Source organism: Bacillus sp. FSL R7-0685, from assembly GCF_038002425.1.
Taxonomy (GTDB): Bacteria; Bacillota; Bacilli; order Bacillales; family Bacillaceae; genus Bacillus; species Bacillus subtilis.
In genome coordinates this window covers 1,291,443-1,311,797 of the sequence record NZ_JBBOCN010000001.1, presented here as the reverse complement: position 1 = coordinate 1,311,797, position 20,355 = coordinate 1,291,443, and the positions used below count along the sequence as shown (strand labels likewise).

Annotated in this window: 24 protein-coding genes; 6 read left to right on the top strand and 18 right to left on the bottom strand. The window is 45.4% G+C overall.

Going from position 1 to position 20,355, the window contains the following annotated elements; translation table 11 throughout:
• The 4 genes from MKY50_RS06945 to MKY50_RS06930 are packed head-to-tail and all read right to left on the bottom strand — an operon-like array spanning position 1 to position 1,870.
• Positions 1-168 (bottom strand): hypothetical protein, encoded by a 168-nt coding sequence (locus MKY50_RS06945; RefSeq protein ID WP_003245588.1) that lies wholly within the window; start codon positions 166-168, stop codon positions 1-3.
• A complete protein-coding gene (locus MKY50_RS06940) occupies positions 168-968 on the bottom strand; it encodes an ATP-binding protein (RefSeq protein ID WP_015252287.1) in 801 nt (266 codons plus the stop codon). Before MKY50_RS06940 ends, MKY50_RS06945 begins: the two co-directional genes overlap by 1 nt.
• On the bottom strand, positions 868-1,704 hold the full coding sequence (locus MKY50_RS06935; protein ID WP_161477046.1) for an Rrf2 family transcriptional regulator: 837 nt from the start codon (positions 1,702-1,704) through the stop codon (positions 868-870). The genes MKY50_RS06940 and MKY50_RS06935 overlap by 101 nt, the downstream gene beginning before the upstream one ends.
• Positions 1,691-1,870, bottom strand: coding sequence for a hypothetical protein (locus MKY50_RS06930; protein ID WP_003232712.1), 180 nt, complete (start codon positions 1,868-1,870; stop codon positions 1,691-1,693). Before MKY50_RS06930 ends, MKY50_RS06935 begins: the two co-directional genes overlap by 14 nt.
• Before the next feature lie 178 nt (positions 1,871-2,048).
• On the opposite strand from MKY50_RS06930, the gene xre reads away from it, so the two are divergent.
• Both xre and MKY50_RS06920 read left to right on the top strand, forming a co-directional pair.
• Complete coding sequence (gene xre / locus MKY50_RS06925) at positions 2,049-2,390, top strand: HTH-type transcriptional regulator Xre (RefSeq protein ID WP_003232719.1); 342 nt, start codon at positions 2,049-2,051, stop codon at positions 2,388-2,390.
• Between the two features lie 162 nt (positions 2,391-2,552).
• Positions 2,553-3,149, top strand: a complete 597-nt coding sequence (locus MKY50_RS06920; RefSeq protein ID WP_212059165.1) for an ImmA/IrrE family metallo-endopeptidase — start codon at positions 2,553-2,555, stop codon at positions 3,147-3,149.
• Between the two features lie 43 nt (positions 3,150-3,192).
• On the opposite strand, the gene MKY50_RS06915 is transcribed toward MKY50_RS06920, so the two are convergent.
• Positions 3,193-4,029: a manganese catalase family protein gene (locus tag MKY50_RS06915; protein ID WP_003245071.1), complete on the bottom strand. Its 837-nt coding sequence runs from the start codon at positions 4,027-4,029 to the stop codon at positions 3,193-3,195.
• 76 nt (positions 4,030-4,105) lie between these two features.
• Positions 4,106-4,708 (bottom strand): poly-gamma-glutamate hydrolase family protein, encoded by a 603-nt coding sequence (locus MKY50_RS06910; RefSeq protein WP_015252289.1) that lies wholly within the window; start codon positions 4,706-4,708, stop codon positions 4,106-4,108.
• A gap of 104 nt (positions 4,709-4,812) precedes the next feature.
• On the opposite strand from MKY50_RS06910, the gene MKY50_RS06905 reads away from it, so the two are divergent.
• Complete coding sequence (locus tag MKY50_RS06905; RefSeq protein ID WP_014476529.1) at positions 4,813-5,190, top strand: PH domain-containing protein; 378 nt, start codon at positions 4,813-4,815, stop codon at positions 5,188-5,190.
• A gap of 39 nt (positions 5,191-5,229) precedes the next feature.
• Here the strand turns inward: MKY50_RS06905 and MKY50_RS06900 are convergent, their stop codons facing one another.
• Positions 5,230-6,183 carry an N-acetylmuramoyl-L-alanine amidase gene (locus tag MKY50_RS06900; protein ID WP_128747067.1) on the bottom strand — a complete coding sequence of 318 codons (954 nt, stop codon included), beginning with the start codon at positions 6,181-6,183 and terminating at the stop codon, positions 5,230-5,232.
• 120 nt (positions 6,184-6,303) lie between these two features.
• Here MKY50_RS06900 and MKY50_RS06895 point away from each other — a divergent pair, with 120 nt between their 5' ends.
• Positions 6,304-6,561 carry a YciI family protein gene (locus tag MKY50_RS06895; RefSeq protein ID WP_003232731.1) on the top strand — a complete coding sequence of 86 codons (258 nt, stop codon included), beginning with the start codon at positions 6,304-6,306 and terminating at the stop codon, positions 6,559-6,561.
• Positions 6,562-6,590: 29 nt separating this feature from the next.
• Here MKY50_RS06895 and phrA read toward each other — a convergent pair whose 3' ends face one another.
• The 3 genes from phrA to yjoB all read right to left on the bottom strand — a co-directional run bounded on the left by phrA (position 6,591) and on the right by yjoB (position 9,268).
• Complete coding sequence (gene phrA, locus MKY50_RS06890; RefSeq protein WP_106073840.1) at positions 6,591-6,725, bottom strand: phosphatase RapA inhibitor PhrA; 135 nt, start codon at positions 6,723-6,725, stop codon at positions 6,591-6,593.
• Positions 6,715-7,851, bottom strand: coding sequence for a response regulator aspartate phosphatase (gene rapA / locus MKY50_RS06885; RefSeq protein ID WP_213414428.1), 1,137 nt, complete (start codon positions 7,849-7,851; stop codon positions 6,715-6,717). The genes phrA and rapA overlap by 11 nt, the downstream gene beginning before the upstream one ends.
• Before the next feature lie 145 nt (positions 7,852-7,996).
• Complete coding sequence (gene yjoB, locus MKY50_RS06880; RefSeq protein ID WP_088325665.1) at positions 7,997-9,268, bottom strand: ATPase YjoB; 1,272 nt, start codon at positions 9,266-9,268, stop codon at positions 7,997-7,999.
• Between the two features lie 148 nt (positions 9,269-9,416).
• Here yjoB and MKY50_RS06875 point away from each other — a divergent pair, with 148 nt between their 5' ends.
• On the top strand, positions 9,417-9,881 hold the full coding sequence (locus tag MKY50_RS06875; RefSeq protein WP_014479541.1) for a DinB family protein: 465 nt from the start codon (positions 9,417-9,419) through the stop codon (positions 9,879-9,881).
• Between the two features lie 225 nt (positions 9,882-10,106).
• Entirely contained in the window at positions 10,107-10,871 is a 765-nt protein-coding gene (locus tag MKY50_RS06870) for a sulfite exporter TauE/SafE family protein (protein ID WP_014476525.1), read from the top strand.
• 38 nt (positions 10,872-10,909) lie between these two features.
• Here MKY50_RS06870 and MKY50_RS06865 read toward each other — a convergent pair whose 3' ends face one another.
• From MKY50_RS06865 to allD, 8 genes are all read right to left on the bottom strand, one after another.
• A complete protein-coding gene (locus MKY50_RS06865) occupies positions 10,910-12,403 on the bottom strand; it encodes a UxaA family hydrolase (protein ID WP_076457810.1) in 1,494 nt (497 codons plus the stop codon).
• A complete protein-coding gene (locus MKY50_RS06860; RefSeq protein ID WP_338382049.1) occupies positions 12,400-13,842 on the bottom strand; it encodes a tagaturonate reductase in 1,443 nt (480 codons plus the stop codon). The genes MKY50_RS06865 and MKY50_RS06860 overlap by 4 nt, the downstream gene beginning before the upstream one ends.
• Before the next feature lie 74 nt (positions 13,843-13,916).
• A complete protein-coding gene (locus tag MKY50_RS06855) occupies positions 13,917-14,918 on the bottom strand; it encodes a LacI family DNA-binding transcriptional regulator (RefSeq protein ID WP_015383414.1) in 1,002 nt (333 codons plus the stop codon).
• 87 nt (positions 14,919-15,005) lie between these two features.
• Positions 15,006-16,274, bottom strand: a complete 1,269-nt coding sequence (locus MKY50_RS06850) for an MFS transporter (protein ID WP_076457812.1) — start codon at positions 16,272-16,274, stop codon at positions 15,006-15,008.
• Between the two features lie 47 nt (positions 16,275-16,321).
• Positions 16,322-17,158, bottom strand: coding sequence for an SDR family oxidoreductase (locus MKY50_RS06845; protein ID WP_038828735.1), 837 nt, complete (start codon positions 17,156-17,158; stop codon positions 16,322-16,324).
• Positions 17,155-18,234 (bottom strand): mannonate dehydratase, encoded by a 1,080-nt coding sequence (gene uxuA / locus MKY50_RS06840; protein WP_032725498.1) that lies wholly within the window; start codon positions 18,232-18,234, stop codon positions 17,155-17,157. The genes MKY50_RS06845 and uxuA overlap by 4 nt, the downstream gene beginning before the upstream one ends.
• Positions 18,235-18,258: 24 nt before the next feature.
• The gene (locus MKY50_RS06835; protein ID WP_341116361.1) at positions 18,259-19,278 is read right to left on the bottom strand and encodes a zinc-binding alcohol dehydrogenase family protein; all 1,020 of its coding nucleotides are present in this window, start codon (positions 19,276-19,278) and stop codon (positions 18,259-18,261) included.
• A gap of 5 nt (positions 19,279-19,283) precedes the next feature.
• A complete protein-coding gene (gene allD, locus MKY50_RS06830; protein WP_021479490.1) occupies positions 19,284-20,297 on the bottom strand; it encodes an ureidoglycolate dehydrogenase in 1,014 nt (337 codons plus the stop codon).
• Positions 20,298-20,355: the final 58 nt, after the last annotated feature.

Genomic DNA, 20,355 nt, shown 5'->3' with positions numbered 1-20,355 from the left:
TTAATCATAGATATTCAGCCTCGCTTTTCCCGCTGTCAGCATTTGCTCCAGCTTTTGAATGACAGGCGTTAAGTCAGTGCCGGACCGGCAGTTCGGACATGGATGAAAAACGACTCCAATACCGGTATGTTCCACAATGACTTTCTTTGTTTGACAAAGCTTGCACATTATCTGACGCCCTCCAATCTATGGTTAAGCTCGTAGGCTGCTCCTTTGATAATCACTAGATAGTCACTGCACATCTCATAGATTCTCGTGCCGAGCGCTTCATCAACCCGTACAAGTGCTTCAATTGTCAGCTCGCTAGAAAGCAAAATCGGTTTATGATTTAAGTAGCGATAATTGAGTACCGAATACATTTGCTCTAATTGCCAATCTGTAGCGCGGGGTTTGCCGTTAACCGGTTTAAACAGATCATCAATGAACAGCACATCCGCCTGCTTCATCCGGTTCAGCTTCGCTTCTAATAGGGCAAAATCATTTTTCAGATCAGTAAAGCCTTCCACGAACGGAAAATAAATGACAGGCACATAGCATGTTCTCATTAATTCGTTGGCAGCGGCAGTCAAAAGGTGTGTTTTCCCTGATCCAGGCTGTCCTAAAAGGGCAATGCTGTTTTTTCGGCAATCCTTGATTTGTTCATAATCGGCAACATACTCTTTTGTACACTCAAATGCGTCTTTTATAGCCTGCGGCTTTCCCTCCGTGCGGAATTCCTTGAAGCCGAGCTGTCTGAAAGCGTGGGTAATCTCACTTGCACCCAGCAGCCGCTTCACTTTTCGTTCTGCCATGCAGCTGCACATCGTCCAGACTTCCAGGCCATTCTGTCTGACGAGATAACCTCCCTGATCCTTGCAGCGCAGGCAATCATACCTGCTTGCGTCTGATTCGGCCGGTTTGTCCGCCAGTAATGGACGTCTCCCTCTTCTCAGCTCGTCCAAAATCTGTTCGATTGTTCGTTTTGTCATGTTTTTTCATCCTCTCATGCTGAATTGCGGCATTCTTTTTGGCTTGCTGCGCGAAAAATCGATCTTCAATGAATTTCGAGCAGTAGCGAAAAGCCTTGATTGTTTCAGAAGCGGCGGTCCGCCGGTTTTCAAAAGCCTGAAAGCATTCTTCAAGCCATTTGATTGTTTGCGTGACAGGAACGCCGATGGCAACAATGCGGGCGATGGCTTGATAATCTCTTGAGGAAGGATACACGGTGCGTCCTTCTTGAGCCGACCGTAATTGTGTAAACCGCTTCGCAATGTGATCCACTGCATCATCAGCAGCAGTATATTTGTTTGTTTTATCTATATCTGTACGGTCGTTTGTGTCCGGTGTCTGCGGCGAAAATGGCCGTTCTTTTAGACTCCCGTGTACAGTATTGTCCGATCTGAAGCTGAATTTTTTGGAATGCTTGACCGAAATCATCAGTCCGTATGGCGCACGGACGGCCTTTATGTAATCATGGTTTTCGAGAAGCTCCAGCCATCTTCTGACGGTTTTTTCACTTACGCCGAAGACTGCCGCCATTTCTCTCGCTTTTAACGGCTTATGGCCGAGTACGATGCCCCAGCTTACGCCGTCTTTTTCGATTTCTCTTGTTGTTGAGCTGATAAACCAGAGAAACAGCCATAACGCCGGGCCAATTTTGTCATAATGTTCTGAATTCAATAACCCTGAATACGTCGGAAAAGGATAGCTTTTATCGTTTTTCATTGTACGCCGCTTCTCCTTTTAACATCATGTATGCTTGAAACTGTTCCTGCGTTTCAAAGTGAAACACCGGAAGGCCGCATGCGGTAAACGAAATGGTGCCGCCGGATTGTCCGAGATGGCGCTGATCTATGGGATTTTCACTAAAAACAATTTGGATTGGATACATGTGATCACTCTCCTGATTTGTTTTTGATACATTTCGTATCAACTGTTACCAAGTATAAACGATACGAACTGTATCATCAAGTAATTTTTGATACTTTTTTTATCATAACTTTATTTTGATACATATTGTATCTATAATCATAAGTAACGTAGGGAGTTTAAAAAAGAGAGGTCATAGTATGATAGGCGGCAGATTGAAGAGTCTCAGAGGGAAAAGGACACAGGAAGAAATCGCATCACACATCGGTGTGTCACGGGCACGATATTCCCACTATGAAAATGGGCGAAGCGAACCTGATTACGACACACTCCAAAAGCTGGCTGATTACTTTCAAGTAACGACTGATTACTTATTAACGGGAAAAGACAAAAAATCCGATGACGATATGTTCTCAGATCCCGACCTGCAGCTTGCATACCGCGATATGCAGGATTTTTCCCCAGAAAGCAAACAGCAGGCCATCGAATTTATCAACTATTTAAAAGAAAAAGAGAAAAACCGCAAACCGAAAAATAAATAAATCGTTCTCTGTTCTCTAAAACATATAAAAAGTAGACCGATATAAAGAAAAAAGTGTTTATTTTTAAAAGAAAAGGGAAAGATTTCTACACTACTTTCCAGTCCTATACGGGCTTTTCTTTCTCGCTAAAAACAGAACAAACGTTCGAAAGGGAGTATTCAATTGGGCGATTACTTATCACATCTGGAGGAATACGTTAAAAATTTATACGGCCGGCTGGGCATCACATCCCCTCATCACATTGACATGCTGAAAATCGCAAAGGATCTGGATATTTGGGTGCATTTTGAGGATATGGGGAGCATGATGGTGAAATACGACGGCATGTACAGTATCGTATTGAACCAAAAAAAGTCACGGGAAGAGCAATGGGAGGATTTTGGCCATGAACTGTGCCATGTGTTAAAGCATGCAGGCAATCATTTTCAGATGAACAAGCTCTTCAGAGAGCTTCAAGAATTCCAGGCAAATCAATTTATGTACCACTTCTGTGTGCCAACCTTTATGCTGTTGCAGATGGAACTGCCGCAATGGAGAAGCCAGGCACTCGCCACAATTGCGGCGGTATTCCGGGTAACAAAGGAATTTGCTGATAAAAGGCTTGACATGTTTGAACGGCGTAAAACAGGTATTCAATTTCAGAAGCGGCTCGCTTATTTATTATCTCACAAGCGGCCACATGCGTACGAGGAAGGCGATCAGCAGCACTTGCAGGTCGCTGAGGAAAAAGCGTTATATCATATTGGCAAAAACATCTGATCAAATACGGGCTAAGGATATATTCCTCAGCCCAGAAGAGAACCTAACATTTCGACATTGGGGGAACTGTATTATGCAGCCACATGGGCGCCGGTTTAAGATGAGGCGCAGATGCGAACGCAATCGGAGCCGGGATATACCTGAATTCACCCCGGCCGTCAAAGGCTTCCCCATGTGCCCATCTTCCTTGTGAGCTTTCATCCCCCCTGGAAAAGTTAAACAGGTCATAGGAGACTTCCTGCTTTTCGAGCTCACGCGGAAACGTCGTCGGGACGACAATATCCCGTTCTCTCTCCTCCAGCTCTTTAATGGCCGCGTACCACATATTTTGATGATAGGTATCCCTTGCAATCAAAAATGACAACATATCTCTTACCCCTGGATCATCGGTCATGGCATAAAGCCGTGTCACCTGAAGGCGTCCTTGGGCCTCCGCATTTAAGTTAGCGCGAAAATCGGCCAGCAGGTTTCCGCTTGAGATAATGTATTTTGCATTCCACGGATAGCCCTCACTATCTGATGCCATCGCCCCCAATCCGGACACAATCGCGTGCTGAGGATTCATCCCTGACATGACTGCTGCAATAGCGGGATTGCTTTTATAAGCATCCTCCTGTACATCCGCGGGTGCATTGTCCAGAAGTCTGGAAATCATCGTTGCCAGCATTTCTACGTGCCCAATCTCTTCGGTCCCCACATCATATAACAAATCTTTATACTTAGCATCCGCCCTGCAGTTAAACCCTTGAAACAAATACTGCATCATGACGCTAATTTCACCGAATTGGCCGCCGAGCACCTCTTGAAGTTTTTTCGCATAAACCGGATCGGGATGAGCTGGCTTTGCTTGATATTGAAGCTCTTTTATATGATAAAACATGAATCATTCCTCCCCACACTTTCGCACAACCCCAGCGTATGAAGGAATAGGCCAACCGTGCAGGTCCCGTCTAGTTTTATTTATAAAAGCCAAGCTTGACGGCTTCCACATATCGATCAAACAAATCGTTTTGTATGTAGCTTTTATCACGGCACCCAAAATTGCGGAATAGCGCATTTCGCTGTGCCGTGCTTACCTCCAATTGCAGTCCCATTTCTCTTTTCGTCCGATTGACAATATTGTTTGGGTGTACACCTGCCAGGCGGTCTTTCTCATTAGTGAGCTCGGCGCTAAAACCCGCTTCATTCAGACGCTCACAAATGAGCTTGGCTTTTTTACGATCCGCCCCCCCGACCAATGTATGCGGGATTTTCGGATCATAATACCCGTGAAACGCTAATGCGTAATGGTGGTCATTCACTTTTTCTAAAGCCAGCGGCTCATCAAAACGAATGCTGGTGAGATGCAAGGAACGGTTGTTTCGCTGCTTTAGACCCTCAAACAAATAGATGGAACATCGATCCGAAAATGCCCGCACCAGTTCACTGACGCCAGGCTCAATTCTGCCGCCGTGAGGACCGAGGACGATAAGCTCACTTCCGTTTTTCTCCTCATAAATAATCCGGTACTCCGACTCAGAAGCAGAAAGGGCCGCAAAGCTGTCATACATATCTTCCATTTTGAACGCCCCCTTTACCAGTCAGCACCAGTTTACTCTACTCATCTATGAATGAAAACCTTTTTTATAGTATGATTTGATAGAATACGCAGAGGAGGTATATGATGGGGTTTATTGATGGATTACTCGGCAATGCGTCAACACTGTCAACGGCTGCTGTGAAAGAAGAGCTTGCCCATATTTTGCTGGAGGGTGAGAATGTTGAAGCCGCGTTTAAGCTGGTTCGCGATTTGATTGTCTTTACTGACAAGCGGCTTATCCTTGTAGATAAACAGGGAATCACAGGCAAGAAAACGGAATTTCAATCGATTCCGTACAAAAGCATTTCCAGATTCAGCGTGGAAACGGCCGGCCGCTTTGACCTCGATTCAGAACTGAAAATTTGGATTTCCGGCGCAGAACTTCCTGCCGTCTCAAAGCAGTTTAAAAAAGATGAGAGCATTTATGATATTCAAAAGGTGCTTGCCGCAGTTTGTATGTAAGATAAAAAGACGGAAGCTTCACAGCTTCCGTCTTTTTATTTACAGCTTTTCCTCCATTTTCGCTTTCGTTTTCGGACCGTAAATCCCATCAGCCGTTAAACCGCTGACAGACTGAAAACGTTTCACTGCATTTGCTGTTTTCGGGCCATAAACGCCGTCAACGCCGTGATTTTTCGCTCCTTTATCAGGATAAAAATAAAGAGCGGCTAAAGCGGTCTGCACCTGCTTTACTTTTGTCCCTTTCGTCAGCGGGCTTGTCACTTTGATCACGCCGGATGGGAGCGGATATGAGGATGCGGCATGGCTTTTAGAAGCAGATGCCGTCTGAGGCAGTTTGATCACTTGTCCGACTTTAATGTAATTCGGGTCAGTGATATGATTGATGCTTTGCAGCGTTTTCACACTGACTCCGTGTGATGCGGCAATCCCTGACAATGTGTCGCCTTTTTTCACATGATATTCAGACGCTGAAGAAGAGACTGCAGCTTTTTTAGCTGATACGCCCCCGTTTAATTCCTTTTCAATTGCCGCCTTCACTTGATCCCAGCGCCCCTCTGATAAAATGCGGTGCGGGCAATACTTTCCGTTCCAGTCCTGGTGCTTTCTCACCCGATCGATGCCCCAGCCGCGCTCCTTCAAAAGCTGTGCTACAAATGAAATCGCCAAGGCTTCAGCTGCCTCATACTTCGGGCCTCCCGATTTGCTGTAGCAAATCTCAACACCGATTGATTTGCGGTTTCCCGGACCGTTTGTGCCGTCACCTGTGTGCCAGGCGTTTCGGTTAAGCGGCAGACCTTGAATCACCTCTTGATCATCGACCGCAAAATGAAAGCTTGTCGAGCTTGTGTTCCCGATCATATAGCTGATTTCATTGGCCGCTGATGCATCGTTTGCCGTGTTGTGAATGGTAATGTATTCAGCGGACATTGCATTAGGACACTTCAACGCGTATTTCGCCTCAGAAACCAAATTTTTCTTTACTGGAATGCTCACCTATCATCTCTCCTTTTCTTTTTTCATAAATAGGTGGCATTCGTAGGACGAAAAGCTCATATCATCTATCACCGTAATATGGATAAATGTGTTAAACTGAAGTTCACGGAGGGTCTGAATATGTATACATATTTAATGCTGACAATGAGAACGGAGAAATTTAATCAGGAGCATGTGGCTGGGCACTATGAATTTCTGGATCGTTTACAAGCAGAAAAACGTTTAAAAATGTTTGGGCCATTCAGCGACGCCACAGGCGGAGCGTATGTCATCGAAGCAGATTCACTGGAAGAGGCAGCGGAAATCGGCCATGCGGATCCGCTGGTGGCAAGTGGATCTTCTGAGCTGACGATAAAAGAATGGAAGCTGAAGAAATAAAAAAGACCCCTAAGGGTCTTTTTTATGCATCATGTTTGATTGCGTGCCGCAATATGAAATGTTTTCCCTTCTGTGTTTGCTGTTTCACCTGCATGAACCATCACCTGAGTAAAGCTGAACCCGATCGCAACGAGCAACAAACCTGACATCCATTTAGATTTCATATAAACAATCTCCTCTCTGGATTTGTTTTTGTGCGTGCACCATTTTCTCATAAAATGAAAGTGCTTTTTCGGGCTGTCCGTTTTCTATATAGAATTGGGCAGCATCATGCGCCAGCTCTTCAATATAAGGATACAGCATATGTTCTTCAAGAAATTGAAAGGTGTGTGAGACCGATTCTGTGTCAATGTTTTTTCCGTATAACGCATGTAAAAATTGAAAAAGCTCCACAAATAATTCATCACTGTATTGACGGGCGATTTCCAATCCTTCACGATACTTTTTTTGCGCTTCGGCGTCATTTTTTTGTTTATACAGAACTTGTGTTAAAGAGTAGATAGAATGCGGAAGATTATCGAACTTTTCCGACTTGCAAATAGAAACAGATTTCTCAAAGTATTCGGCTGCCTTTTGCAGTTCACCCATTTTCTCATAGCAGTTTCCGAGATTATATAGGGCAGAACTGATCAAGCGGGGATTGCCTTCTTTCTTTGCAAGATCTAAAGCCAGTTCTAAGTGGGGCAATGCTCTTTCTGGATACTGCATATCATCATAATTACCTGCAATAACGAATTCACATTGGATTCTGCGGACGGTGTACGTTTCATACATTTGGTATGTTTCTAATGCCTGAACGGCGTAGCTCATCGAAACATAGGTTTGTTTTAAATTGTAAAAAATCTCAGCCATTTTAAAAGCAAACTCTGCTTTCTCAATATCATCCGAGACGAGGGCAAGATTCTTTTCTGCCCGTTTATAATACATCATGGCACTGACAAACATCTTCTGCTTAAATTCATACATTCCTCGAAAAAAGTTAAAGTAATATTCGAGAAGCCCTGTCAGCTTGTACTGATTCCCTTCGATGTCTTCTAACAATTCTGAAAACTCTAGCTGCGACGTGTCCTCTTCAAAAGGCTTAATGTAATCCAGCATGACACGGTGCCTGAACTCCATTAAAGAATAATACAGCAGCAAATCTTGGTCTTCTTCCATATCCTCAATTTCTCTTTCTACTTCGAGCTTGACCCGTTCGGCTTCAGCGACGTGGAACTGCCGGATATGAGTATACCATTCATTAATTTTAAGCCCGACATAAGAGGACGGAATCGTCTGCTTCATCCTCAATTAATCCCCCCTTTTTGAATTACCCGAGATATGTCATATTTTATCATATTTGCAAGAAAAAGAAGAACGCAAAATAACCGCAATTGTCGAATTTCGGCTAACCGCAACAAAAAAGCACGGGTTTTTCAAACACCCGTGCTTTCTTTTAGTGAAAACCGACTTTGTTTCTTTCCATCCAGCTTCCCCGCTGGCTTTTTCTTTGCTCTCCTGTCATGTCTTTCACCATGGTTTCAATATGGTGATTCCCTTCTTGGTGCCATTGAAGGGCTGAAGATACATATAATTCTCCCAGCTGTGCAAAGGAAAAGCCTTCTGTAAGTTTTGCGGCGTTTTTTATTTCTCCTTCACTCAAAAAGATGCCAAAGCCTCTCATTTTCATATATTCCAGCCGCAGCTCTTCATCCGGAAGCCCGATTTCATAGGCACGGTCAAATCGCCCTGCACGATTCATCAAACCTGGATCGATCTCTTCGGGATAGTTTGTCGTACCGATGAGAAATAGCCCCTCTTTTGATGTCGCGCCGTCCAGCGTATTGAGAAAAAAGGACCGCACATCTTCCGGCATCGAATCTATATCCTCGATGACCAGAACTGCAGGAGCGAGGCGTCTCGCTGCCTGAAAGACTTCTTCTATTGTCTCGCTCGACGTAAATTCAGTAATTTGCCAATAAGCAACAGGTGCATCGATACTGCCTGCGATCGACTTCACTAACGTCGTCTTTCCGTTTCCAGGAGGTCCATATAACAGAATGCCGCGCTTATAAGGGATGTCATATGTTTGATAAAACGATTTATCACTATGAAAAAACTGATCAATTGATCTGTATATCTCTTTTTTCAATAGCGGATTCATGATGACATGACTCCGCTGAACCTCTCTGACAATAGCTTCCTGCTCTCTTGAAGTCCCTCCATCTCCATCCGTAAACACGGTCACTTTCCGCTTGCTTTTTTCCCAAAGACGCGGTCTGACTCCCTCCAGAAATGCACGCATCTTTTCATCGTTAACCGCAAACAGACAATCAAAACTCATAATGCTCCCATCTTGAAAATATGGAATTCTGGCAAAAGCAACTCCCTTTTCGGGATACGCGTATACACTGTTTCTTATAGACTTATGGACGGTATAATCCGGTTCTTTCTCATCTTCATCGTAAGCAAAGGTTTTCTTTTCAAGCTTTTCAAATATATATGCCACATGCTCAGGCTCCAATGAACCGCTGCGGACATCTTCTACAAGAAGCTCCCAGTATTCCGTATTTGGATCATCACTGGCATAGAGTTCATAGAATACACCGTATTGATCATAAAGCATTTCTTCAATCCGTGTGATAAGGTAACCGAAAGTGCCGTAGCCCGCCGCAGCTCTTTCATTCTCTTTTTCTTCGTACTGATAAATGAAAGGTATGTTAGTCATGTTTATACTCCATTTCATGTTTTGTGAACGTTATATATACGATTGACATAGCATTTTGTTTCATCCCACAGCATATTACTTGTGAATTCATAACCGTTGATATAGGATTTCATTGCACCATTTATTTTTACATATGGAGGAGATCATAATGAGCCAATCCAATCAAATTGTCAGCCATTTTTTATCCCATCGAAACGTGACCAATGAGCTTGCCGAAAAAATCAGCAAAGACCACTACAGCTACAAACCGGCAGAAACATCAATGTCAGCAGAAGAGCTGGTCAAACACATTCTTACGTCTTTCCACTTGTTCGCAAATGTCATTAAGGAAGGCAATGCCTCACCATTTCAAAACAAGCAGGAAGAAACAGAAACAGACCTCAATGTTCTGGCAAAAACATATACAGAAAAAACGGCCGCTATCCTTGAACAGCTGACTGAAGAGCAGCTGGACAGAGAAATTGATCTGACATCCGCTTTCGGCAGAAAAGTCACAGGCCGCGCGCTGCTTCAGCTTGCAATGGAGCATGAAATTCACCATAAAGGCAACCTGTTCGTGTATGTGCGGGAAATGGGCCACACTGAGCTTCCTTTCTATCAGCAGCGCATGTAGCGTAAACAAGAAAAAAGATACCTGTTAAGAGGTATCTTTTTTTTTGTGCCTTTAGTACTTCTCGATTTCGTCCAGACACTCATTATAGGGCAAATGAATAGAGATATTGAGCATACCAAAATTTCAAGCAGCTAACGTGCAAAAATTCAAAAAATTTAATTGATTAACGCGTCCTAATCATATATAATCTGATAAAAATAGTCGGGTTTTCAGGAGGCCTTTATCATGAGTGTAAGCATCATATTGATGGGTTTGTTTGTCGGAGCCTTAGTCGGATTGACGGGAGTGGGTGGAGCGGCCTTATTAACTCCCCTTTTAATTGTGCTTGGAATTAATCCTTCCATCGCGGTCGGTACAGATCTTGTATATAACTCGATCACAAAGCTGTTTGGCGTTGCCTCCCATTGGCGGCAGAAAACGATTAACTTTAAATTGGTAAAATACTTAGCCATCGGCAGTATTCCGAGTGCTTCGCTAGCCATTGGCATATTGCATTTGTTCCCCGCCTTTCACCAGCATCAGGAAGAAATTATTAAGCATGCTCTAGGATATGTGTTAACGCTGGTTGCCATTTCAATCATCGTTCGTTTGTTTTTGGATAGAAAACTTCGCCCCAACCGCTGGCAGCTGATGCCGCTTGAAAATAAGAGGGCGCTGACAATTCTTATTGGTGTGGTGTTTGGGTTTATCGTCGGATTAACATCAATCGGTTCCGGCTCATTATTTGCAATCGCCATGATTTACTTATTTAACATGAAAGCGTCACAGATTGTCGGAACCGATATCGCGCATGCATTTCTTCTTGTTACGGCAGCAGGCATTTTGAACGCAAGCTTCGGAAGCGTGGATTACATGCTGGCAGCTAATCTGCTCATTGGTTCAATTCCCGGCGTACTGATCGGGAGCCATCTTTCGCCTCGATTCTCCCCGCGTCCACTGCAATTTATTATGGCGTCCATTATTTTAGTCAGCGGTTTAAAATTGATTTAATGAAGAAGGCTATCCGCTTGAAGGATAGCCTTTTCTTATTATAACGTCACACCCGATTTAAAAATGGCGAGTTCTTTGAAATCATTTTTTTCATGGTTCACAAGCTGGCCGCTTGCCACCTCAATCATATAGTGGATAAACTCACGCAGCACATATTCCTCATGAACATCATCCTCTGCTAAAAGGCCTGCGTTAAAATCAATCCAATGCGGCTTCGCCTCATACAGCTCGGTGTTTGTCGCTACTTTCACCGTCGGGACAAAGGTGCCAAACGGCGTGCCTCTTCCCGTTGTAAAGAGGACAATTTGGCAGCCGGCAGCCGCCAATGCGGAGGAGGCGATCAAATCATTGCCCGGTGCGCTCAAAAGAGTCAGCCCTTTTGTCTTGAGTACTTCACCGTATTTCAAGACATCCGTGACAGGAGAAATCCCCGCTTTTTGCGTACAGCCCAGCGATTTATCCTCAAGTGTAGAAATGCCGCCCGCTTTGTTGCCCGGTGAAGGATTTTCGTACACCGGCTGATCATGTTTAATAAAGTATTGTTTGAAATCATTGATTAAATCGACTATCTTATGAAACACTTCTTCATTGGCAGCCCGCTGCATCAGGATGGTTTCTGCGCCGAACATTTCCGGTACTTCCGTCAGCACAGTACTCCCTCCCTGTGCAATGAGATAATCTGAAAAACGTCCAAGCAGCGGGTTTGCGGTTATGCCGGAAAAACCGTCCGAACCTCCGCATTTCAGCCCGATCTTCAGTTCAGACAGCGGAATGTCTTCTCTCTTATCTCCTTTGGCCGCTTCATGAATTTCCTTCAGCAAAGCAACGCCTGCCTCCATTTCGTCGGTCACCGACTGGGATTCCAGAAACTTCACCCGCTTCAAGTTCACATCTTGCAGTGCTTCCTTCATTCTTGCCAGCTCATTGTTTTCACAGCCAAGCCCTAACACCAAGACGCCGCCGGCATTTGGATGGCGAATGGCATTCAGCAGGATCTGCTTCGTATTTTCATGATCGTCGCCAAGCTGCGAGCATCCGTATTGATGCTTTAACACCAGTACGTTATCAAATGGAGCAATATCCCCTGTTTCTCTGACAAAACGCTGCAGCATTTTTTCTGCTATTCCATTGACACAGCCGACAGTTGGGACAATCCACAATTCATTCCGTACACCCGCATCTCCGTTTTCTCTTCTAAAACCTTTAAACGTCCGGTTCTCATTAGAATACGGATTTTCATCAAATCTCGGTGTATAGCTGTATAATTGGATATCAGACAGGTTTGTTTTCGTATTATGGACATGAATATGCTCTCCGATCGAGATATCTTGTGATGCATGACCGATTGGAAACCCGTACTTGACGATGCTGTCGTTTTCTTTGATAGACTGCAATGCAATCTTATGGCCTCTTTTTATATCATCCTTTACTTCAATCGACACGCCGTCCGCATGCAGCCTCTCTCCCTTTTGGATATCCCGCAGAGCAAGAAGGACATTATCTTGCTTATGAATCTTTATAAACGACTTCAACGTACCTCTCCCCCTTGTATGCAGTATTGTTCAAGAGCCCGCTGCATGCCCAGCTCATGAATAAGATTCAAGTAAACAGCGACTCTATCAGTCAGCTTCGGTATCTCATTGAGATCTGCCCCCCACAGCCGCTGTTCGCCTAACACTCTTGATGCAATCCGAAGCATGTCGCCATCCTCCTGACACCAAACCTCTTTGAAAAATTGAAAAACTGCCGGATCATCCTGCAATGTCTCGTTATCATGATAAAAATACAGAAGAGCGCTGAAAGAAAACACCAAGCGTTCAGGAAGCTGTCCCTTTTGTTCAGCATATTCCTTAAGAGTCGGCAGGTTTCTCGTTTTGAATTTGGAAACGGAATTCAATGCAATGCTTTCCAGGTAATGCTTAATATACGGGTTTTTAAAACGGTTCAGCACATCGTCAGCATACTGAGAAAGACCTTCCATTTTTAAAACAGGAAGAATTTCGTCGTCAATCAGCTCTCTTATAAATCGCCCAACTTCCGGATGCTCGACAGCATCTTTAACAGTTTTTAAGCCGTATAATAAAGCCACTGGCGTCATTGCTGTATGAGCGCCATTTAAAATTCTTACTTTTTTAGTCCGGTATGGGGTGAGGTCGCTGACGATCTTTGTATGGAGCCCTGCAGCCGCAAAGGGAAGTTCTTTTCCAATCCAATCAGGCCCCTCGATAACCCATAAATAATATTGCTCTCCCACAACTATCAAATCATCCTGATAGCCAAGATCTGCCGTGATCTCCTCGATGCTGTCGACGGGAAAACCCGGAACAATCCGGTCTACTAAACTATTACAAAACGTATTGGCCTCATGAATCCACTGTGTAAATCCTTCCTCAAGCTTCCACAGACCTGCATAATGAAGAACCGTTTCCTTCAGCTTTTCACCGTTCTTCTCGATCAGTTCACATGGGAGTAGGACACACCCTTTTGTCTGATCTCCTTTAAAAGCCTGATAGCGGAAGTAGAGAAATGCAGTTAATTTCCCAGGGAATGTTCTTTGCGGCCTATCCTCTAAACGATCTTTTTCATCACATACAATCCCGGCCTCAGTGGTGTTGGAGATGATAAACCGAAGCCTTTCGCTTGATGCCAATTCTTTGTATGCTTCATAATCAGAAAACAGGTCAATTCCCCGGCTGATTGAGTTGATAATCATATGCTCGTTTACCGCTTCTCCATCTTTCATTCCTTGTAAAAAAAGCGTATATAATCCATCTTGCTCATTTAATCGTTTGATTTTTTCTGAACCCCTTGGCTGAACAACCGCCACACTCCCATTAAAATCAGTGTGTTGATTCAATTGATCAATCTGCCAATCGATAAATCCCCGAAGAAAGTTTCCTTCTCCGAATTGGAGAATTTTTTCTGGATACTGAGTATAGTGATCGTACACATTTTTATTCAGCTTCTGCACCCTTATTGCCTCCCTCTTTTTATGCACACGTTAACATTTTTCTGTGTAAAGAATGCCCGCTGAAAAACGGGACATCACGTCGTCAATCGTCTGACTGAATCACGCACCATAAATTCTGTGTTTTCCAAGATTTTTTCTGCTTTTGTTTCGGGCTTGCTGATCAGAGACAAGAGTTTTTGCGCGCCAAGCACGCTGATTTTCTCCACTGGGCGCTTTACTGTTGAAAGCCTTGGCGTGATGTACTGTGAAAAACCAATATCATCAAACCCGATCACCGAAATATCATCAGGGACGCGCAGGCCCTTTGCGAATATCGCATTCATCGCTCCGATTGCCATGTCATCATTCGAACAAAAAACAGCGGTTGGAGGATTCGGCAGTGCCAGCAGCCGCTCCATCGCTTGAAAGCCGCTTTCCATATCGTACTGTCCTTTGACACTGTATTCATGCTTGATCGGAATATGATGTTGAATCAGTGCAGATAAGTAGCCTTCCTTTCGCTGCTGGGAGGATTTAAAGCCTTCGATCCCCTCGATGATGGCGATGTCTTGATGTCCGGACTGAATGAAGTATTCTACAGCTTCTTGAGAGCCTTCCTTGTCATTAGACAAAATATTCGTGATGGTGCGATCATCAATATCACGATTCAGCACGACAAGCGGAATGTTTTTTTCGCGAATATGGTAAATAAAAGAATTATCAATGTCACTTTGGCTCATTAAAATGATGCCGTCATATCTCATCGGTGTAACGGAGTCATAGTTTTTCAGATCATCAATGCCGCGCACATACAGATTGTAATCCTCACTTATGGCTTGATTGACGCCTTTGATTGTGTCTGCAAAGAAGCTGTGTGAGGTTCCGTTTGTAATGCTTGTAAAGAAAAGCCCGATCGTATGCGACTTTTGCATCGCCAAACTTTTCGCATTTACATTTGGTGTATAGTTGAGCTGCTCTGCTAGCTCTAATATTTTTTTCTTCGTATGTTCTTTGATGTAAGGGCTGTTGTTGAGTGCTCTGGAAACGGTTGTGTGGGATACGTTTGCGAGTTTTGCGATATCTTTTATGGTTACCATCTAATTCCCTTCCTTATCATACCGGCTGCGATTATTTACTGTATATTGTATCATCAAATATACCGCCTCTCCCACTATATTTCCAGATTAATAAGACACAGGATTCTTAGCTTCTGTTCCCGCTGGCTTGCCGATGATTGGACGGACAAAACGAATCACAGCAAGTGAAGCGAAGACAGCCAGCCCACCGGCAAGCAAAAATGCTCCAGAAAACGTGCCTGTTTGGTCAACAATAAATCCGGTTAAAGCCGGGCCGATAATTCCTGCCGTGTTGGCGAGGAAATGCATGAAGCCGCCAACAGAACCGACATTGTTTTGATCAACCACATCTTGAATGACAGCCCAATAGATAGCACCGGTCAAATAAAGAAAGAACACTGACAGAGCGACAAGAGTGACAGCCCCCGCAGTCGTTGCCACAAGCCCGGCAAAACCAATCAGGACAGCTGATGAAAACAAACACGTGACAAGCACAACCTTGCGCGAGAACAGCACACCTTTTCGGGCCGTTTTTTTGTACACATAGTCAGAAACAAATCCCCCTGCAGCCAGCCCGATAAAGCCTAAAATCCACGGTATGACCGTGATGACACTCATCGATTCAACACTTAATCCCCGCTCGTCGACAAGATAGCTCGGAAACCACGTCAAAAAGAAGAAGAGGATGTAGTTGTAAGCGAAAAAAGCGAACGCCGTGAACAGGACCGTTTTTTGCTTTAGGTAAAAGGTGAGCGGAATTTTTTCTCCGGGAGACGTTTCTGCTTTTATTGCCGGTGCTTCCTTCATCGTCTCTTGCGGCTTTTCTTTGACAAACTTGAACCAGAGCACTGCCCATATCAATCCAATAATCATAATGAGAACGAAGGATACCTTCCAGCTGAACGCCACTGCGATCATGCCGACTATCGGGCCGGAAATGGCTCCCCCGAGCGGCGTGCCGCTGTTGGTTACACCGATAACAGACGCCCGCTGGGTCGGCGGGAACCAGTTGTTCACCATCTTGTTGATGGTCGCCGAAAGCGGGCCTTCTCCCATTCCGAAGAGAATGCGTATAATCAGCAGGCTGACAAAGCCAAAAGCGAGGGCGACTGCTCCGCTAAACAGCGACCAAACAACCATCGCGACAAACAAGGTCAGCTTTGCCCCATAGCGGTCGGATGCCACGCCCCCAAGAAAGTTAAAAATCGCATAACCAATCGAAAAACTGCTGAAAATCAAGCCCATTTGCGTGGCAGACAATGTGAGATCATCCTGAATAAAAGGAGCTGCAATGGAAAGCGCCGAGCGATCCAGGTAATTAATCACCCCTGCCAGGAACAAAAAAAGGATAACGGGAAGCTTATCTTTTGAAAACATCTCAACCTCACCCCTATGTTGGTTCAGTTTCTGTTGCATCGCTTTCGTTACACACCTGAATAAGCCATAAATCCTCCATCGACAGGAACGGTGATCCCAGTGACAAAACCGGAATAGGATTCATCCGCCAGCCAAAGAAGCGTACCGAGCAAATCCTCGGGTTTTCCGAAGCGCTTCATCGGTGTTCCCGCAATAATTTTGTGAGATCGGCTGGTGAATGTTCCGTCTTGGTTGATCAGCAGATCATGATTTTGTTTTGTCAGAAAGAAGCCTGGGGCAATCGCATTGACCCGCAGCCCGGTTTCGGCAAAATGAACAGCCATCCACATCGTAAAATTATTGATCGATGCTTTGGCGGCACTGTATGCCGGAACCTTCGTCATAGGTGAATAAGCACTCATCGAAGAAAGATTGATAATCGCCGGTGAATCGGCTTTCAGCAGCTCTTTTCCAAACACTTGCGAGGCCAGAAACGCACCGGTGAAATTGGTGGAGAATACAGTTAGAAAGCCCCTCTCATCCATATCAAAAAAGGATTGGCCTTCTCCCGCTTCTTCATATGTCTCCACATCGGTTATCGCGGCAGGATGATTGCCGCCAGCCCCGTTAATTAACAGATCAACAGCGCCAAATTGGCCAAGGATGTCTTCCTTTGCCCGCTCCAGTGACATCCTGTCCAGCACATCCGCAGCAACAGCGCACGCTGTGCCGCCAGCCGCCGTTATCTCCTTCACGACCGCTTGGCCTTTTTCAGCCGTCCGATTCAATATCGCCACCTTCATGCCATGACGGGCTAGCTCCCGTGCCATCGCAGAGCAAAGCACGCCGCTGCCGCCAGTGATGACAGCCGTTTTACCAGCCAGGTTCTCATGCAGCGGGATCATACGTCCACCTCTTTTTTTGCCATTGCTTCATAGGCGTCCCACAGCCCGTTCAAATACATGATGCCAAGTGCCCGATCGTATAAGCCATATCCCGGGCGGCATTGCTCGCCCCAAAGATGGCGCCCATGATCCGGTCTGACATATCCTTCGTAATCCTGCTTATGCAGTTCTTCCATCACGCCTTGAATGTTGATTGAACCATCCTTTGTTAAATGAGATGTTTCAATAAAATCGCCATTCTCATAAATTTTCACATTGCGAATATGTGAAAATGGAGCGATGCCGGCATACGTTTTAGCGATCTCCACCATGTCGTTAGCGGGATTGGCTCCCATTGAACCTGTACAAAGGGTGATACAATTAGACGGTGAATCTGATATCGCCCGCAGTTTCTTATAGCTTGCCTCTCCTGTGATAATGCGCGGCAGTCCGAAAATCGGCCACGGCGGGTCATCCGGATGAATGGCCATTTGAACACCATAGGCCTCAGCAACAGGAAGAATTTCCTGCAAAAAGAATGATAAATTGTCCCATAGCTTTTCTTCATCGACCGTTCTGTAGGCAGCAAAAAGCTCTTTGATCCGAGCCAATTTTTCGGGCTCCCACCCCGGCAGTGTCATGTCAGATGCTTCCTCCACCGTCCGAATCAGCTCTTGAGGATCAAGGCTTTCCACCTTGGCCTTTTCAAAAAACAGAGCGGTCGATCCATCTTCTAGCGGCCGGAACATGTCCGTGCGTGTCCAGTCAAAAACCGGCATAAAATTATAGCAAATCACTTTCACGCCAAATCCGGCAAGGTTGCGGATCGTTTGCTTGTAGTTTTCAATATACCGGCTGCGTTCTTCGTTCCCAAGTTTAATCGCTTCGTGAACATTCACGCTTTCTACAACTTCAGCATGAAAACCATAGGATTGAATATATTCGGTCTCGGCTCTGATTTCTTCTTTTTCCCACACGTCGCCGACAGGCTTTTGATGGAGAGCCCAAACGATGCCTTTGACTCCGGGAATTTGCTTCACGTGTTCAAGTGTGACTGTATCGTTGCCTCGTCCATACCATCGGAATGTCATATTCATGCTCGCACCTCCGGATTCAGTCATTTAATCAAACGTGATGACGGCTTTCCGCACCTGATCTGGATGCTCCTTAATAAACTGAAATGCATGATGAACGTCATCAACTGAAAATGTATGGGTCACCAGTCCGTTATGCACTAACCGGCCTCCATTCAAAAGCTCTACCACTTTTGGAAACTGATTGGTCTGCAATCGCGATCCGGTTATCGTGACTTCTTTTTTTGTAATTGGCAGCTGTGAAATCTGAGCCGCTCTTTCATCAAATCCAAGCACAACCACATGTCCCGCCGGTGACACAGCCTCAATTGAAAGTGCAAAAGTCTCCGGCAGGCAAACAGCATCAATGACCACGTTTGCTCCTTCATTCCCAGTCCATTCAAGGACCCGCTCGGCAACATGTTCTGCTTGGACATTTACAACAGCATCGGCGCCGTTTTCTTTCGCAAATAACAGCCGCTCGTTGTTCAAGTCAGTCATCATGACAGCAGCGCCCGCCAGCTTTGCCATTTTTAACACACAGATCCCGATGGGCCCCGCTCCCTGGATCAGGACGGTATCACCTTTTTCCACCTGGCCTCTCCACACTGCCTGGGCGCCTATCGTATAAGGCTCGGCCATGACTGCTTCCTCCCAAGGCAAGTCCTTTGAGACCGAGTGAAGCTGCCTTTCCGGAAGCACAATATATTCCCGCATGCCTCCGTCCTCATGTACGCCAAATACAGAAAGCTTGGCGCAAACATTCGGCCGCCCTTTGCGGCAGGCATAGCACGATCCGCAATAAGAAATCGGCTCAATCACGACATGATCACCGGGTTTTAGGCTCTGTACATTCGCACCAACTGCCTCCACTTGTCCCGTTACCTCGTGTCCGATAACTCTCGGGAGGGTAGCAAGCGGATTCGTTCCATGATAAATGTGCATGTCTGAACCGCAAATGCCGACTCGCTTGACTTTCACGAGCACTTCATCATCCTTTGAAAGAACTGGCTTCTTCACCTCCGCTGTCACCAGATCATACGCTTTTCGCACTTGAACCGCTTTCATTTTACTCACCTGCTTTTTAAGAATTCATACACGCTCCGGGCGATAGAAATTCCGTTTTTCTTATTTCTTTCTTCATGCAGCTGCTCGATCTCGCCGGGCACATACACTCTTTCGAATCCAACAGCCGGCGGTGATTGCTGCAGTTCATCAATCATGGCATCCATCTGCTCTAAAAACGTATCCCAGTCAGTAAAAAAGGCTGGATTGATCGCGCAAACGTAATGCCCCAGCTTTCTTTTTTGATCAAGGCCGCTGTACATTTTGGCAATATGAGGGCCAAAAGCCGCGCCCGCCAGCAATCCTGAAAACACATCCACCACAATCGATAGTCCATAGCCTTTCGGGCCCCCGAATGTTGAAAGTGAGACGACCTTGTCAGGATCAGTTACTGCTTCTCCGTTTTCATCGACTCCCCATCCTTCAGGAATTTCTTTGCCCTCTTCACGGGCCTGCAGAATCTTCCCAAAAGCCACTTTGGATGTCGCCATATCTAGGATAAACGGTTTTTTATGCTTAGCCGGAACACCGTAAGCAATCGGATTTGTTCCTAAAAAAGGAGTCCTCCCCCCAAACGGGACAACGATACTGTCTGTATGCGTCATTGCTATTCCGATCAGCTTTTCGTCAGCCGCTTTTTGCACAAAATAGCTTAGCGCTCCGCAATGGCTGCTGTTTACGGCCGTGACCATGCCGACTCCTTTTTTCTTCGCCATGTCAATTGCATGGTCCATCGCCATGTCGCAATTCACATGACCGAAACCATCGTCTCCGTCAAGCACCCCGGTCACAGGCCCCGTTTCTTTAAAAACAGGCTGTGCCCCAGGATTGATCCCTCCCGCTAAAAGCCTGTTCACATAGTGTTCTGTGCGCAGCACGCCATGCGAATGTACATTGCGCAAATCAGCGTGTACGAGAACATCTGCTACTTTTTCAGCATCTCGTTCATTCAAACCGGCACTGGCCAGCTTTTGCCGAACGAGTTCCTTTGCTTCTTTAGCTGCAATTGTTATCGTTTTCAAGCAAGTGCCTCCTTCCTTTTCAGTTTTTTGGGCACTCTCCTAGCGAACCCCCTACAAA

What these genes read in the sequence shown, in the direction of transcription:
- xre (WP_003232719.1), top strand. Translation starts at nt 2,049, where the DNA reads ATGATAGGCGGCAGATTGAAGAGTCTCAGAGGGAAAAGGACACAGGAA.
- MKY50_RS06915 (WP_003245071.1), bottom strand. Translation starts at nt 4,029, where the DNA reads ATGTTTTATCATATAAAAGAGCTTCAATATCAAGCAAAGCCAGCTCAT.
- yjoB (WP_088325665.1), bottom strand. Translation starts at nt 9,268, where the DNA reads ATGACTAACATACCTTTCATTTATCAGTACGAAGAAAAAGAGAATGAA.
- MKY50_RS06910 (WP_015252289.1), bottom strand. Translation starts at nt 4,708, where the DNA reads ATGGAAGATATGTATGACAGCTTTGCGGCCCTTTCTGCTTCTGAGTCG.
- MKY50_RS06870 (WP_014476525.1), top strand. Translation starts at nt 10,107, where the DNA reads ATGAGTGTAAGCATCATATTGATGGGTTTGTTTGTCGGAGCCTTAGTC.
- MKY50_RS06905 (WP_014476529.1), top strand. Translation starts at nt 4,813, where the DNA reads ATGGGGTTTATTGATGGATTACTCGGCAATGCGTCAACACTGTCAACG.
- MKY50_RS06940 (WP_015252287.1), bottom strand. Translation starts at nt 968, where the DNA reads ATGACAAAACGAACAATCGAACAGATTTTGGACGAGCTGAGAAGAGGG.
- MKY50_RS06935 (WP_161477046.1), bottom strand. Translation starts at nt 1,704, where the DNA reads ATGAAAAACGATAAAAGCTATCCTTTTCCGACGTATTCAGGGTTATTG.
- uxuA (WP_032725498.1), bottom strand. Translation starts at nt 18,234, where the DNA reads ATGAATATGACATTCCGATGGTATGGACGAGGCAACGATACAGTCACA.
- MKY50_RS06875 (WP_014479541.1), top strand. Translation starts at nt 9,417, where the DNA reads ATGAGCCAATCCAATCAAATTGTCAGCCATTTTTTATCCCATCGAAAC.
- MKY50_RS06845 (WP_038828735.1), bottom strand. Translation starts at nt 17,158, where the DNA reads ATGATCCCGCTGCATGAGAACCTGGCTGGTAAAACGGCTGTCATCACT.
- MKY50_RS06930 (WP_003232712.1), bottom strand. Translation starts at nt 1,870, where the DNA reads ATGTATCCAATCCAAATTGTTTTTAGTGAAAATCCCATAGATCAGCGC.
- MKY50_RS06945 (WP_003245588.1), bottom strand. Translation starts at nt 168, where the DNA reads ATGTGCAAGCTTTGTCAAACAAAGAAAGTCATTGTGGAACATACCGGT.
- MKY50_RS06835 (WP_341116361.1), bottom strand. Translation starts at nt 19,278, where the DNA reads ATGAAAGCGGTTCAAGTGCGAAAAGCGTATGATCTGGTGACAGCGGAG.
- MKY50_RS06850 (WP_076457812.1), bottom strand. Translation starts at nt 16,274, where the DNA reads ATGTTTTCAAAAGATAAGCTTCCCGTTATCCTTTTTTTGTTCCTGGCA.
- phrA (WP_106073840.1), bottom strand. Translation starts at nt 6,725, where the DNA reads ATGAAATCTAAATGGATGTCAGGTTTGTTGCTCGTTGCGATCGGGTTC.
- MKY50_RS06895 (WP_003232731.1), top strand. Translation starts at nt 6,304, where the DNA reads ATGTATACATATTTAATGCTGACAATGAGAACGGAGAAATTTAATCAG.
- MKY50_RS06855 (WP_015383414.1), bottom strand. Translation starts at nt 14,918, where the DNA reads ATGGTAACCATAAAAGATATCGCAAAACTCGCAAACGTATCCCACACA.